Source organism: Streptomyces sp. NPDC002867, from assembly GCF_053591895.1.
Genome location: NZ_JBSFUR010000014.1, coordinates 17,917 through 32,555, shown reverse-complemented (window position 1 = coordinate 32,555; position 14,639 = coordinate 17,917). Strand labels below are relative to the sequence as shown.

Genomic DNA, 14,639 nt, shown 5'->3' with positions numbered 1-14,639 from the left:
AAACCCCTGTGATCACCACCAAGGGCCTGACCAAGGTCTACTCATCGCGAGGCCGCGAAGTCACCGCTCTGGACGGCGTCGACCTGCATGTCCGCGAGGGCGAGGTCTTCGGCGTCATCGGCCGCAGCGGCGCCGGGAAGTCCTCGCTCATCCGCTGTGTCAACCTCCTCGAACGCCCCACCTCCGGCACGGTGACCGTCGACGGCCAGGACCTCACCGCGCTCGCCGGCCGGGGCCGGCGCGCGTCGAAGGAACTGCGCGAGGCCCGCAGCCGTATCGGCATGGTCTTCCAGCACTTCAACCTGCTGTCCTCGCGCACCGTCAAGGACAACGTCGAACTGCCCCTGGAGATCCTCGGCGTGTCCGGCGCCGAGCGTTCCCGCAAGGCGCTCGAACTCCTCGACCTCGTCGGCCTCGCCGACAAGGCCAAGGCGTACCCCGGCCAGCTCTCGGGCGGACAGAAGCAGCGCGTCGGCATCGCCCGCGCCCTCGCCGGAGACCCCAAGGTGCTGCTGTCCGACGAGGCGACCAGCGCCCTCGACCCCGAGACGACCCGGTCGATCCTCCAGCTGCTGCGCGACCTCAACCAGCAACTCGGACTGACGGTGCTGCTCATCACGCACGAGATGGACGTCGTCAAGACCATCTGCGACTCCGCCGCCCTGATGAAGAAGGGGAAGATCATCGAATCCGGCACGGTGAGCGAACTGCTCGCGACCCCCGGCTCCGAGCTCGCCCAGGAACTGTTCCCGGTGAGCGGCGACGCCTCCGGCCCCGACCGCACCGTCGTCGACGTCACCTTCCACGGTGAGACCGCCACCCAGCCGGTGATCTCCCAGCTCTCGCGCACGTACAACGTCGACATCTCGATCCTCGGCGCCGCCATGGACACCGTCGGCGGCAAGCAGATCGGCCGGATGCGCATCGAACTCCCCGGCCGCTACGAGGAGAACGTCGTCCCCGTCGGCTTCCTGCGCGAACAGGGCCTCCAGGTCGACGTCGTCGACGCGGACACCGCCGCCGCCATCCCGGCCCAGGCCACCGCACTCGTCGAGGAGGTCGCGAAGTGACCTGGTCCGAGATGCAGCCCCTGCTCACCCAGGGCACGCTCGACACGCTCTACATGGTGCTGTGGTCCACCCTCGTCACCGTCGCCGGCGGACTCCCGCTCGGCGTGCTGCTCGTCCTCACCGACAAGGGCGGACTGCTGCAGAACACCCCGGTGAACAAGGTCGTCGGCGTGATCGTGAATGTCGGCCGCTCGCTGCCGTTCATCATCCTGCTGATCGCGCTGATCCCCTTCACCACCCTGGTCGTCGGCACCTTCATCGGCCCCACCGCGATGATCGTGCCGCTCGCCGTCGGAGCCATCCCCTTCTTCGCCCGGCTCGTCGAGACGGCGATCCGCGAGGTCGACCACGGGCTCGTCGAGGCCGTCCAGTCCATGGGCGGCTCGATCCCCACCATCGTCCGCAAGGTGCTGCTCCCGCAGGCGCTGCCCTCGCTGGTCGCGGCCGTCACCACTACCGTGATCGTCCTCGTCGGCTACTCGGCGATGGCCGGAGCGGTCGGCGGCGAAGGTCTCGGCTCCAAGGCCGTCACCTACGGCTTCCAGCGCTTCGAGACGCAGTTCATGCTCGTCACCGTCGTGATCCTGATCGCGCTCGTGACCGTCGTGCAGCTCGTCGGCGACGGAGTCGTGCGGCTGCTGGCCCGCCGCGGACACGCCGCGGGCTGACCCGCGGACGTCCACCCAAACAGCCCGCACTCCTTGTCCGGGCGTTGTTCCACCCATCAGAAAGAGGCACTTTTCGTGCGTAAGAACATCAAGCTCACCGCTGCTGCCGCCGCCACCGCCGCCCTCACCCTCGGCCTCACCGCCTGCGGCACGGCCTCCGACCCGGGCGCCCAGACCGACTCCGGTGCCAAGGCCGACGCGTCCAAGGCGCTCGTCGTCGCCGCGTCCCCGACGCCGCACGCCGACATCCTGACCTTCGTCAAGGACAAGCTCGCGGCCAAGGAGGGCCTCAAGCTGGAGGTCAAGGAGTTCACGGACTACGTCCTGCCGAACACCGCCACCCAGCAGGGCCAGGTCGACGCCAACTACTTCCAGCACAAGCCGTACCTGGACGACTTCAACAAGAAGAACAAGACGACCATCGTCCCCGTCGTCAACGTCCACCTCGAGCCCCTCGGCCTCTACTCCAAGAAGGCCAAGGACATCAAGGACATCAAGGCCGGCCAGACCGTCGCCGTCCCCAACGACACCACCAACGAGGGCCGCGCGCTCAAGCTGCTCGCCGACAACGGTCTGATCACCCTCAAGGCGGGCGCCGGAAACGACGCCAAGCTCTCCGACGTCCAGGACGCCAAGGGTCTGAAGTTCAAGGAGCTGGAGGCCGCCACGCTGCCCCGCGCCCTGAACGACGTCGACGCCGCCGTCATCAACGGCAACTACGCCATCGAGGCCGACCTCGAGCCCGCCTCGGACTCCCTGGTGCTGGAGAAGGCCGAGGGCAACCCGTACGCCAACTTCCTCGCCGTCAAGGACGGCAACGAGGACGATCCGCGCGTGCAGAAGCTCGCGAAGCTCCTGAACTCGCCCGAGGTGAAGAAGTTCATCGAGGACACGTACCAGGGTTCCGTCGTCGCCGCCCCCGGCGCGGCCAAGTAGGACGGCGCCACGTCACTTGACGCCGGCCCCGGGCGCCTACCAAGGTGCGCGGGGCCGCGTCGTACCTGCACCCGGCCATGCACAGCCGGCAGCCGATGTTGCATGCTGTGCCTTTACGGCTACGCCCACACGGCAACGACCCTTTCGACGGTCCCGGCATGGAGCAGTGCATGACTCACACCTTCCCGGACGTGTCCATCAGCACGGAGCGGTTGGTGCTGCGCCCCTTCGAGGACGCCGACATCCCGGCTTTCACCGAGATGATGAACGACGAGCTGACCACGGCCTGGACGTCGGTGCCTCACCCCTACACGGCGCAGGACGCCGAGGACTGGGTGCGCAGGATCGCTCCTGCTGAACGGACCACGGGCCGGGGCATCGTCCTCGCCGTCACCGAGTTCCTCACCCAGCGGCTCGTCGGCACCGTCCACCTGCGGAACACCGACTGGCGCACGCTCGCCACCGAGGTCGCCTACGTCACCGCGCCCTGGGCGCGCGGCGAGGGCTACGCCACCGAATCCGTCCTCGCCGTCGCCCAGTGGCTCTTCCGCAACCAGCGGTTCGAGCGCATGGAGCTGCGTACGGCCGCCGACAACACCGCCTCCCAGCAGGTCGCCCAGAAGATCGGCTGCATCAGCGAGGGCGTCCTGCGCAACGCCTGGATAGTGCGCGCCCAGACGGAGGACGGCGCCTGGACCGACGTCCGCACCGACCTGATCGTGTGGAGCCTGCTCCCCGAGGACCTGGAGGCCGACCGCCTGGCCGAGGCCGGCTACGCCTCCTACACCGACTGGAACTGAAGCCGCCGGCCCCCGCCTCCCGGGCACGGAGGCACACCCTCACCGCCCCCGAACCGCTCCGGGTACGCTCACGAGGCGACCCCACGAGGCGTCGCACATCCGCGGAAGCACCCTCGACCTGCAACAACTCCAGGAGACTGACGAGATGGCCGACCGGGTCACGGTGATCGGCTGGGACGGTTCACCGCTCACCCAGGCGGCCAGGTCCGCGCTGTCGGCCGCTACCCTGGTCGCCGGCGCCGCCCACCACCTGGCCCTGCCCGAAGTCCCGCCCCGCGCCGAACGCATCCGCCTCGGCAGCGTCGACCTCGCCGCCCGGCGCATCGCGGGCCACCGCGGCAGCGCGGTCGTGCTCGCCGACGGCGACCCCGGGTTCTTCGGCGTCGTCCGCACGCTGCGCGCGCCGGAGCACGGCCTGGAGGTCGAGGTCGTCCCCGCCGTCTCGTCCGTGGCCACCGCCTTCGCCCGGGCCGGCATGCCGTGGGACGACGCCCGGATCGTCGTCGCCCACCGCCGCACCCTGCGCCGTGCCGTCAATGTGTGCCGGGCCCACACCAAGGTCGCCGTCCTCACCTCCCCGGGCGCGGGCCCCGCCGAACTCGCCCTCCTCCTCGACGGAGTGCACCGCACCTTCGTCATCTGCGAGGAGCTGGGCACCACCCGCGAACAGGTCACCGTCCTCACCTCCGACAAGGTCGCCGACCTCGTGTGGCGCGACCCCAACGTCGTCATCGTCATCGGCGGAGCAGGCCGCCTCACCGCCGCCTCCGGTACCGGATCCGGCTGGATCGCCGGCCGCGAACCGGGCTATCCGCCCGAGCTGCGCGGCTGGGCCCTGCCGCCCGCTGACCCGCAGGCGCCGCAGGCCGGCGAGGGCGAGTACGCGGGACTGCGCGCCGCCCAGCTGGCCCGCCTCGGCCCCCGCGTCGGCGACCTCGTGTGGGACATCGGCTCCGGCGGCGGCGCGCTCGCGGCCGAGGCCGCCCGCTTCGGAGCCGCGGTCATCGCGGTCGACGCGGACCCGGACGCCTGCCGCCGCAGCGAGAGCGAGGCACGGCGTCTGGGCGTCCAGCTCCAGGTCGTCCAGGGCCGCGCCCCACACGTACTGGAGCGGCTGCCCGAACCGGACGTCGTACGCATCGGGGGCGGGGGAGTGCCCGTCGTCACGGCGGTCGCCGACCGCAGACCTCAGCGCATCGTCACCCACGCCTCCACCCGCGACGAGGCGGAGGCGATCGGCGCGGCCCTGGCGGCCGGGGGCTACGACGTCGAATGCGCGCTGCTCCAGGCCGTCGAACTGGACACCGCCGACTGGACGGAGCGCGAACGCACCGTCGTCTTCCTGCTCTGCGGCCGCCACCCGGAGCCCCGCGCGTAGACCCGCCCGCTCTCGGCGAACCCGGCCCACGCCTCCTGCCGCGGACGGTGGGAGGTAGGCTGGCCGATCGTTGTACCGCAGCCGGGCGTTCGCCGATTGGTTCGTCAATGTCCGGAAAAGTGAGTCACTTTGGCTCCCGTTTGTGGTACGTCGGAACCTGGGGGGCGCGCGACGTGGCGCAGCCCACAGCGGTCGGCGGCGGATCTTGCTGCCATGGTGGCGAACGACGGCGACAATGCTTGGGTCCGGGGTCGATCGTGCCGCGCGGCGCACACGCTCGTTGTTGTTCACGGGCGTCAGGTGTGCCGGTCGGACGTCCCGGGCGATGGGCGAAGGAGCAAACCGATGGGCGAGGGGAACGCATGACTGACACCGGCCAGATCCCGGGCGAGGGGCTGCCGGAGAACGCAGGCATGGTGGAGCAGCCGGGCGTCCCCGCCCCCGGCGCGTACACCTACCTCGAACCCTCCGAGCACACCTCCGAAGAGGACGACCTCCTGCTGATGCCGGGAGCCCAGGGAGCCTGGAGCGACCCGCAGCAGGTGCCGATGGCGCAGGCGCCACAGGCGCACGGAGCACCCGCCGCCGACCAGTACGCGGCGGCGCCCGTCTCCGTTCAGCCGATGGACCGTCAGGACGCCGTTCCGCAGCACGGAAGCGGCGCGTACCAGATGGACTACCAGGCGGCGGGGTACGGCACGCACGCGTACCCGGCCGCGCCCGGGGTCCCGCAGCCCGTCGGGCAGGAAGCGGCGCCCGAGCCGGCGCCCGCTCCGGAGTTCGTCGAGGTCACCCCCGCGCCGGTGGCCGACGCCGCCGCGTACGCGCAGGGGGCGCAGCCGCACGACTCTCAGGCGCCGCTGCCGCAGGAGCAGCCCGCGTTCCAGGAAGCGGAGCCCCAGCAGACCGCGCCGGTCCACGCGCAGGACGCCCCCGCACAGGACGTCCACGCGCTCGGGGCCGAGGGCGCTCCGCTGCCCGGCACACCGTCGCAGCAGGTGTCCCAGGAGGGCCTGTCGCAGGAGCCGTTGGCGCAGGTCCAGGGCACCATGTCCGTCGTGCCCGGCGTGGCGCCGGGCGACCACGTGCCCGAGGCGGCCCACGGCGCCCACGCCGCGCCGGCCGGCGCCGATGCGCACACCCCCGTCATGGTCGACGCCCCGGCCCCGGCCGGGGAGGCCGCCCACGCCGCTCCGCAGGAGGCCGTCGCCGCGCCCGCGCCGGAGTACGCAGCCGCGGCGCAGCAGGCGCCGCACGAGACCGGCGCCCACGAGGCCGGCGGCCGGGACTCCGGCTCCGTCGATCTGGGAGCCGTACGGATGCCCGCGGCCGCCACCTCCGCCATGCCGACGCCGCCGCCCGCGCGCCGCCCGCTCCACATGGGGCCGCCGGTGCCCGAGCCCAACAGCGGCGTGGTGCGCTCGCTCGCCGACCGGGGACCCGCGGGGACCCCGCCGCACCCGATGGTCGTGCGGCCCGCTCCGGCGCAGGCCGCCGCGACGGGCGTGGAATACCTCGACGTTCCGGGCGAGGAACACGCTGCCCGGCTTCCGGGCCCTCAGTTCGCCGACATCCCGCCGCAGCCCGGCGCGCCCTGGGACCCGCAGCCGCCGCACGAGCAGGTGCAGCACGCCCCGGCGGCATCCGCAGAAACGGTCGTCCCCGAGGCGGCCGCCGAGCCGGTGACCGCGCAGGCCGACGCCGGTGCGGAGACGGTCGAAGACGCCGAGGAGAGCGTGAACGCGACCGCGCGGGAAGCCGCCGTGCCCGCTCCGCGCGCCGGAGGCTCCGAGCCGCCGCGGCCCGCGGAGACAGCGGCGGAGGCCGTGGAGCCCGTGGAGACAGTGGCGGAGGCCGTGGAGGCGACGGAGACCACCGCGGAGGCCGCGGCCGCCGAGAGCACCGAGACCGCGGCGGAGGCCGGCGTGGAAGAGCCTGTGGCGCAGGCCACGGAGAACCCCGAGCCGTCCGAGGCCGACGAGCCCGCTGAGGCCGAGCCCGTGACCGCTCCGGAGCCCGCTGCTGCGGAGACCGAGCAGGTCGCCGCCGAGGCACCGGCAGCACAGGCCGAGTCCGTCGGCGCACACGAGGCCGAAGCGTCCCCCGAACCGGCGGACTCCTCGGCCGAAGCGGCCCCCGAGGTCGCGGCGGAGGCGGCTCCGGAGCAGGCGACCGAGCAGGCGCCCGCGCCCGAGGACACCTCCGCGCCGCAGAACGCCGAGACCGAGGAGCCCGGGGGCGACACCGCCGAGAACGCCCCCGAGGCCGACGCCGAGCCCGGCACCCCCGAGCCCGTCGCCGCAGAGGGCGAGCCCGCCACGCCCGCGACCGCCCCAGAGGCCGATGCCGTGACCGCCCCCGCGCCCGGCTACGACGACGCCGAACGCGAGGCCGTCCTGCGTGTCATGCGCGAACGGCGCGACATCCGCAACGGCTTCCGCAGCGACCCCATCCCGCACGAGGTCCTCCTGCGCGTCCTCGAAGCCGCGCACACCGCGCCGAGCGTCGGCCACTCCCAGCCCTGGGACTTCGTGGTCATCCGCTCGGCCGAGACGCGCCGCACGATGCACGAACTGGCCCAGCGCCAGCGCGAGGCGTACGCCAAGTCGCTGCCCAAGGGGCGGGCCAAGCAGTTCAAGGAACTGAAGATCGAGGCCATCCTCGACACCCCGGTGAACATCGTGGTCACGGCCGATCCCACCCGCGGCGGCCGCCACACCCTGGGCCGCCACACGCAGCCGCAGATGGCGCCCTACTCCTCGGCCCTCGCCGTCGAGAACCTGTGGCTCGCCGCGCGCGCCGAGGGACTGGGCGTCGGCTGGGTCTCCTTCTTCGACGAGCGCGAGATGGTCCGTACGCTCGGCCTGCCCGAGCACCTCGAAGTCGTCGCGTACCTCTGCGTGGGCTACGTCGACGAGTTCCCCGACGAGCCCGAGCTGATGCAGGCGGGCTGGTCCAAGCGCCGCCCGCTGTCGTGGGTCGTCCACGAGGAGACGTACGGCCGTCGTGCGCTGCCCGGGGAGGAGCCGCACGACCTGCTCCAGGAGACCGTCACCAACATCCGCCCGCTGGACGCCAAGGCGCTCGGCGAGGCGTGGGAGCGCCAGAAGCGGATGACCAAGCCGGCCGGCGCGCTCGGCATGCTGGAGATCATCTCCGCGCAGCTCAGCGGCCTGTCCCGGATGTGCCCGCCCCCGATCCCGGAGCCGGCGGCGGTCGCCATCTTCGCGGGCGACCACGGCGTGCACGCCCAGGGCGTCACGGCCTGGCCGCAGGAGGTCACCGGCCAGATGGTCGCCAACTTCCTCGGCGGGGGAGCGGTCTGCAACGCCTTCGCGACCCAGGTCGGCGCCGAGGTCTGCGTGATCGACGTGGGCGTGGCCTCCGACCTGCCCGCCACTCCGGGGCTGCTGCCGCGCAAGGTCCGGCCCGGCACGGCCGACTTCACCACCGGCCCCGCGCTGACCCGCGACGAGGTGGTCGCCGCGATCGAGGTCGGCATCGAGACGGCCCGCGACCTGGTGGCCGCCGGCAACAAGGCGCTGCTGACCGGCGAGATGGGCATCGCCAACACGACCACGTCCGCGGCCCTCATCGCCGTCTACACGGACGCCGACCCGGCGGAGATCACCGGCCGCGGCACCGGCATCAACGACGAGATGCACGCCCGCAAGGTCGACGTCGTGCGCCGCGCGCTCGAACTCCACCAGCCCGACCCCGCCGACCCCATCGGCGTGCTGTCGGCCGTGGGCGGCCTGGAGCACTGCGCACTCGTCGGTCTCATCCTCGGCGGTGCGTCGCTGCGCACGCCGGTCGTCCTCGACGGTGTCAGCACCGGCGCGGCGGCCCTGGTCGCCCGGGCCATCGCCCCCGAGGCCCTGGCCGCGTGCATCGCGGGACACCGCAGCGCCGAGCCGGGCCATGTGGCCGCGCTCAACAAGCTGGGCCTGCGCCCGCTGGTCGACCTCGACCTCCGCCTCGGCGAGGGCACGGGCGCGCTGCTGGCGCTTCCCGTCGTCCAGAGCGCGGCACGCGCCATGCACGAGGTCGCCACGTTCGACTCGGCCGGCGTCACGGAGAAGTAGCACACCGGCCCGGGCGTCCCGCGGGACGCCCGGGCCGGGTGCACGGCCGGCAACGGCCACACCCCCGGCCACGGAACCGACAGGGACGCTTCCGGGCCACGGCGCGCGGTCGGGGCCGGGTACGGCGCCGGGCCACGGAACCGTACCCTGGTGCCAGCAGCGCCCCCACCAGCCGCTTCACCGCCGCAGCGGCCCCCGCACACGCACCACCCGCACGAGGAGCCGCACCGCCATGCCCGAGCCCGCCGAGCACCCCGCCTACCCCGTCGGACTGCGCCTGACCGGGCGGCGTGTCGTCGTCATCGGCGGCGGCCAGGTCGCCCAGCGCCGCCTCCCGGCCCTCGTCGCGGCCGGTGCCGACGTCACGCTGGTCTCACCCTCCGCGACCCCGTCCGTCGAGGCGATGGCCGAGTCGGGCGAGATCACCTGGACGCGACGGCGGTACGAGGACGGCGACATCGCCGACGCCTGGTACGCCCTCGTCGCCACCAGCGACCCCGACGCCAACGCCCGCGCCTCGGCCGAGGCCGAGCGCACCAAGACCTGGTGCGTCCGCAGCGACGACGCCGAGGCCGCCACCGCATGGACCCCGGCCACCGGCCGCAGCGAGGGCGTCACGATCGCCGTGCTCACCGGCCGCGACCCGCGCCGCTCGGCGGCCGTGCGGGACGCCATCGTCGAGGGCCTGCGCGACGGCAGCATCGCCGCACCGCACCGCCGCACCCGCGCCCCGTTCGTCGCCCTCGTCGGCGGCGGCCCCGGCGATCCGGACCTGATCACGGTGCGCGGCCGTCGTCTGCTCGCCGACGCCGACGTCGTCATCGCCGACCGCCTCGGACCGCGCGACCTGCTCGACGAACTCCCGCCGCACGTCGAGGTGATCGACGCGGCCAAGATCCCGTACGGCCGCTTCATGGCGCAGGAGGCCATCAACAACGCGCTCATCGAGCACGCGAAGGCCGGCAAGTCCGTCGTACGGCTCAAGGGCGGCGACCCGTTCGTCTTCGGCCGGGGCATGGAGGAGGCGCAGGCCCTCGCGGCGGCGGGCATCCCCTGCACGGTCGTGCCCGGCATCTCGAGCTCGATCTCGGTGCCGTCGGCGGCGGGCATCCCGGTCACCCACCGGGGGGTCGCCCACGAGTTCACCGTCGTCAGCGGGCACGTCGCGCCCGACGACCCGCGGTCGCTCGTCGACTGGCAGTCCCTGGCCAAGCTGACCGGCACCCTCGTGATCCTCATGGGCGTCGACAAGATCGGCGCCATCGCCCAGGCGCTCGTCGCCCACGGCAAGGCGCCCGAGACCCCGGTCGCCCTGGTGCAGGAGGGCACGACCGCCGCCCAGCGCCGCGTCGACGCGACGCTCGCCACGGTCGCCGAGGCCGTACGGGCGAACGAGGTGCGGCCGCCGGCCGTCATCGTCATCGGCGATGTCGTCGGCGTCGGCGTCCCGCCGATCAAGTAACCCGCGGTAACAGAACTCCGCGCGAGCCGTTGGCACGGCACCACCGAGAAGGCAGTATCACCCCGTGGCTGAACTCATCACCGTCGACGACCCCGACGACCCGCGCCTGGCCGACTACACCGGCCTGACCGACGTCGAACTGCGGCGCAGGCGCGAGCCCGCCGAGGGGCTGTTCATCGCCGAGGGCGAGAAAGTGATCCGCAGAGCCCGGCAGGCCGGTTACGAGATGCGGTCGATGCTGTTGTCCGCCAAGTGGGTCGACGTCATGCGCGACGTGATCGACGAGGTCCCCGCGCCCGTGTACGCCATCGACCCGGGCCTGGCCGAACGGGTCACCGGCTACCACGTGCACCGCGGCGCGCTCGCCTCCATGCAGCGCAAGCCCCTGCCGACGGCCGGGGACCTGCTCGGCGAGGCCCGCAGGGTGGCCGTCTTGGAGTCGGTCAACGACCACACCAACATCGGAGCCATCTTCCGCAGCGCCGCCGCCCTCGGCATGGACGCCGTGCTCCTCTCCCCGGACTGCGCGGACCCGCTCTACCGGCGGTCCGTGAAGGTGTCCATGGGCGCTGTCTTCTCGGTCCCTTACGCCCGCCTCGACAGCTGGCCGAAGGGCCTCGAAGCGGTCCGCGAGGCCGGGTTCGAACTGCTTGCCCTCACCCCCGACGAGAAGGCGTCCTCCATCGACGAGGCGGCCCCGCACCGGCTGGAGCGGGTCGCCCTGATGCTGGGCGCCGAGGGCGAGGGCCTGTCGGCCAAGGCACTGAGGGCCGCCGACGAGTGGGTGCGCATCCCCATGGCGCATGGAGTCGACTCGCTCAACGTGGGCGCGGCGGCCGCGGTCGCGTTCTACGCGGTGGCGACCGGGCGCCCCGGAGCCTGACCTACAGCTGTTGCGCGGCAGCGATGCCCAGCGCCACGATCAGCGTCACCACGAAGAAGACGACGATCCGCTGCCGCAGCAGCCGCGGATTGGCGGGCCGCCGGCCGGCCGACGTCGTACGCACCCCCGGCCGCGTCCCGTTCTGACGGCCGTTCGTCCTGCCGTTCGTCCTGCCGTTTGTACGGCCCGTGCCGCGCCCGGTGTTGCGGGCCTGCGGCGGCCGGGAGCCGCCGCCCGTGCGGGACGGCGGCTGCGGCCGCTGCGCCGACGAGCCGCCCGTACGCCGTTCCAGGCGCTCGGTCCGCTCCGTGCGCTCGGTGTAGCGCGAGGTCGGCCGGTCGATCTCCACCCGCTCCCGCTGCATGGGCGGCCGGACGTCGTGCAGGCCCTGCGCCTCCCTGGCGGCGATCTCCTTGAGGCGCATGGACAGCTGCAGGGTGCTCGGCCGTTCCTCGGGGTCCTTCTCCAGGCAGGCGGCCACCAGCGGGGCCAGCGCGTCCGGCACGCCCTGCAGCTGCGGCTCCTCGTGCACCACGCGGTACAGCATCACCTCGGAACTGCCGTGCCCGAAGGGCGAGTCGCCCATCGCCGCGTACGCGAGCGTCGCACCCAGCGCGAAGACGTCCGTGGCGGGCGTGACGACGGCGCCGCGCACCTGCTCGGGCGCCAGGAAGCCGGGGGAGCCCACCGCCGTGCCCACGTGCGTGAGCGTGCTCGCTCCGGTGGCCCAGGCGATGCCGAAGTCGATGATCCGGGGCCCCTTGGGCGACAGCAGGATGTTCGACGGCTTCAGATCACGGTGGACCACGCCGGCCTCGTGGACCGCGACGAGACCCTCCGAGAGCGCCGCCCCGACCGCGGCGACGTCGGCGGCCCGCAACGGGCCCTCCTCGGCCACCTTGTCGTGCAGGGACGGGCCGGGGACGTACTGCGTGGCGAACCAGGGGCGGTCCGCCTCCAGGTCCGCGGCCACCAGCCGGGCCGTGCAGCCGCCGCGGATGCGCCGCGCCGCCGAGACCTCCCGGGCGAACCGCGACCGGAACTCCTGGTCCTCCGCGAGATCCGGCCGGATCACCTTCAGCGCGACCCGCTGGCCGCGGCGGTCGGACCCCAGATAGACGACACCCATGCCGCCCGCGCCGAGCCGCCGGTGAAGCCTGAACGAGCCGACGACACGCGGGTCCTCGCGCCGGAGCCGCATCATCGCCATTGTCCGTCCCCTACCTACGGTGGGAGGCCCCACCCCGCTGCCCGGTCGTCCGTTTGACGTGCCACAGCTTACGTACCGCCGCGCCGGTGTGCTCATAGGCCGCGCCCTCGCGCCCGGATCGATTGTCAGTGCCGGGTGGGAAACTTGAGGAGTGGTCAGGGGAGGCCGGATCCGTCCCCCCGGACCCGTGCGCGATCTCAACGGTCAGTCGCAGAAGGGGGATTGGATCAATGAAGGGCGACCGGGTGGAAATCGTCGTGGACGCGGGAGACACGACACGTACGTACGAAGTGGTGGCAAGCCGGGCGGGCCGCCGGGTGGAGACGGCGGTGCGCAGAGGGGTGGTGGAAGTGAGCGAAGTCACCAGGTCGGGCACGGTCGTGCGCACGGCGCGTTTCATGGCCAACCGCGTGCTGGCGTTGGTGGAGCAGCCGGTTCCGCGCGACGACGACGCCGATGGGGAGCGTCCCCTCCGGGAAGTCCCCAAGTCGCAGGTCCGCGTCTCCACCCAGGGGAGTACATGACCGGGGGGCGGCTCATCCTCCGGGAGGCCCGGCAATCGGTACGCGGGCATGACGTCCAGGCCCCTTCGTTTCCCTAATGTTGATGTCAAGCGGCGGGTGCAGCACTCGTCCCCCGAGGTCAGACACCCGCCGCTGCCAACCACGACAGGAGAGGGACCATGGCGGACACGGCATCGCGCAAGGCCTACGCCGGGCTCGGCGTCCGCCCCTCCGGCACGCGCCACCCGCTGGTGGCGACGGCCATGGTCCTTCCCCTCGCGGCACTGCTGGTGGTCGTCTTCGGCGGCTGGGAAGCGGTGGTCACACAGGCGTCGTCCGTGGGCGTGATGCTGGGGCGCTGAAGAGCGCCCCGGGCCCGGAAGAGCGGTCCGGGTCGGGGACATCCGGCCAACAACCCCGTGGGGACGGGGGTGCGGCGGACGGCAGCGTTTGGCCGGTCAGCTGGGGAGCTGACCGGCCATCGCGCATGTCGGGCGACATTGAGCCCCTCCGGCGTTCGAGGCGCGGAGGTGCGGAGGCGGAGTCCCGGTTCCGGCAGGGGGCGGGACACGTCCCTTGCGGCGGCCCGGCGCGATTACGCTCCACGACGTGACCGCCCCACTCGTCCGCGTCCTGGCCACCGTCGCCCGCGACGCCGCCCACCTCGCCACTCCTGGCGCCCCCTGCCCGGCCTGCGGCGCCGGAGGCGCCCCCATGGACGGCGAGACGCTCGCCGACCGCCCCGACGGCACCGTCGTACGGCACGGCGAGGCTGTCGCCAAGGCGCACGCCCCCGAGACCGACCCGGTCGCCCACCGCGCCCGTCTCGCCCTGGCCGCCCATCCGGCGCTGGCGGGCATCCTCCTGCCGCCGCTGCCGCCTCCGGCAGGCGTACTCCCGCAGCTCCGCCCCGTCACGGCCTGGCCCTACGGCGTCCCCGTCGACCCCGCCGACCCCGACGCGGCCCCCTGGGAGGAGGCGGGCGTCCTCCTCGCCCGGCTGCACCGCGTCGAGACCGCCGGCCTTCCCGGCCCGCTGCCACCCATGCGCGGCCCCGCCAAGGCCGCGGCCGCCATGGCGCGCATGGAGGCCGCCGCGGGCGACCACCCCGCCGCGCCCGCGGTCCGGCGCGCCTGGGAGCGCCTCCCCGCGTGGGCCAGGGGCGAGGGGCTCCCCGGCGCGCCGAACCGTGGCCCCCACACCCTCTGCCACGGCGACCTGCACCTCGGCCAGCTCGTACGCCACCCCGTCCCCGACGGCCCCTGGCTGCTCATCGACGTCGACGACCTCGGCCTCGGCGACCCCGCCTGGGACCTGGCCCGCCCCGCGGCCTGGTACGCGGCCGGCCTGCTGCCCCCACCGATCTGGCAGCGCTTCCTCGGCGCCTACACGGCCGCGCACGGCCCCGCGGTCCCGTCCCACTGCGACGCCCCCTGGCCCCAACTCGACGTGCCCGCCCGGGCGCTCACCGTCCAGACCGCCGCGCTCGCCCTCGCGAAGTCCGCCGCCGAAGGCCGGCAACCGGACGACGTGGAAAGCGCGGTGATCGACACTTGTGCCCGAATCGGCACACTCCCGCCCGAGTTGGCGTGCGAACCCTCGTCATAGGGTGAAGTCCTCGTCGCCGGGCATGCATCCGGCGAC

Annotated in this window: 12 protein-coding genes; 11 read left to right on the top strand and 1 reads right to left on the bottom strand. The window is 73.4% G+C overall.

Going from position 1 to position 14,639, the window contains the following annotated elements:
- Window positions 1-8 precede the first annotated feature (8 nt).
- The 8 genes from ACWD0A_RS16000 to ACWD0A_RS15965 all read left to right on the top strand — a co-directional run bounded on the left by ACWD0A_RS16000 (window position 9) and on the right by ACWD0A_RS15965 (window position 11,282).
- Entirely contained in the window at window positions 9-1,070 is a 1,062-nt protein-coding gene (locus ACWD0A_RS16000) for a methionine ABC transporter ATP-binding protein (protein ID WP_451298453.1), read from the top strand.
- On the top strand, window positions 1,067-1,738 hold the full coding sequence (locus ACWD0A_RS15995) for a methionine ABC transporter permease (RefSeq protein WP_451298451.1): 672 nt from the start codon (window positions 1,067-1,069) through the stop codon (window positions 1,736-1,738). Before ACWD0A_RS16000 ends, ACWD0A_RS15995 begins: the two co-directional genes overlap by 4 nt.
- A 75-nt stretch (window positions 1,739-1,813) precedes the next feature.
- Window positions 1,814-2,674 (top strand): MetQ/NlpA family ABC transporter substrate-binding protein, encoded by an 861-nt coding sequence (locus ACWD0A_RS15990; protein WP_451298449.1) that lies wholly within the window; start codon window positions 1,814-1,816, stop codon window positions 2,672-2,674.
- 170 nt (window positions 2,675-2,844) lie between these two features.
- On the top strand, window positions 2,845-3,474 hold the full coding sequence (locus ACWD0A_RS15985) for a GNAT family N-acetyltransferase (RefSeq protein ID WP_451298447.1): 630 nt from the start codon (window positions 2,845-2,847) through the stop codon (window positions 3,472-3,474).
- Between the two features lie 145 nt (window positions 3,475-3,619).
- Entirely contained in the window at window positions 3,620-4,852 is a 1,233-nt protein-coding gene (gene cbiE / locus ACWD0A_RS15980) for a precorrin-6y C5,15-methyltransferase (decarboxylating) subunit CbiE (RefSeq protein WP_451298445.1), read from the top strand.
- 362 nt (window positions 4,853-5,214) lie between these two features.
- The gene (cobT, locus tag ACWD0A_RS15975; protein WP_451298443.1) at window positions 5,215-8,937 is read left to right on the top strand and encodes a nicotinate-nucleotide--dimethylbenzimidazole phosphoribosyltransferase; all 3,723 of its coding nucleotides are present in this window, start codon (window positions 5,215-5,217) and stop codon (window positions 8,935-8,937) included.
- 232 nt (window positions 8,938-9,169) lie between these two features.
- Complete coding sequence (cobA, locus tag ACWD0A_RS15970; RefSeq protein WP_451298441.1) at window positions 9,170-10,399, top strand: uroporphyrinogen-III C-methyltransferase; 1,230 nt, start codon at window positions 9,170-9,172, stop codon at window positions 10,397-10,399.
- A 64-nt stretch (window positions 10,400-10,463) separates the two neighbouring features.
- Window positions 10,464-11,282, top strand: a complete 819-nt coding sequence (locus ACWD0A_RS15965; protein ID WP_451298439.1) for a TrmH family RNA methyltransferase — start codon at window positions 10,464-10,466, stop codon at window positions 11,280-11,282.
- Window position 11,283: 1 nt separating this feature from the next.
- Here the strand turns inward: ACWD0A_RS15965 and ACWD0A_RS15960 are convergent, their stop codons facing one another.
- The gene (locus tag ACWD0A_RS15960; RefSeq protein ID WP_451298437.1) at window positions 11,284-12,492 is read right to left on the bottom strand and encodes a protein kinase domain-containing protein; all 1,209 of its coding nucleotides are present in this window, start codon (window positions 12,490-12,492) and stop codon (window positions 11,284-11,286) included.
- A gap of 230 nt (window positions 12,493-12,722) precedes the next feature.
- Between ACWD0A_RS15960 and ACWD0A_RS15955 the strand changes: the two genes are divergently transcribed.
- The 3 genes from ACWD0A_RS15955 (at window position 12,723) to ACWD0A_RS15945 (ending at window position 14,603) form a co-directional block, all read left to right on the top strand.
- Window positions 12,723-13,016 carry a hypothetical protein gene (locus tag ACWD0A_RS15955; protein ID WP_451298435.1) on the top strand — a complete coding sequence of 98 codons (294 nt, stop codon included), beginning with the start codon at window positions 12,723-12,725 and terminating at the stop codon, window positions 13,014-13,016.
- 158 nt (window positions 13,017-13,174) lie between these two features.
- Window positions 13,175-13,357 carry a hypothetical protein gene (locus ACWD0A_RS15950; RefSeq protein WP_177153635.1) on the top strand — a complete coding sequence of 61 codons (183 nt, stop codon included), beginning with the start codon at window positions 13,175-13,177 and terminating at the stop codon, window positions 13,355-13,357.
- Window positions 13,358-13,604: 247 nt separating this feature from the next.
- Window positions 13,605-14,603, top strand: a complete 999-nt coding sequence (locus ACWD0A_RS15945) for a phosphotransferase family protein (protein ID WP_451298433.1) — start codon at window positions 13,605-13,607, stop codon at window positions 14,601-14,603.
- The last annotated feature ends 36 nt before the right edge of the window (window positions 14,604-14,639 follow it).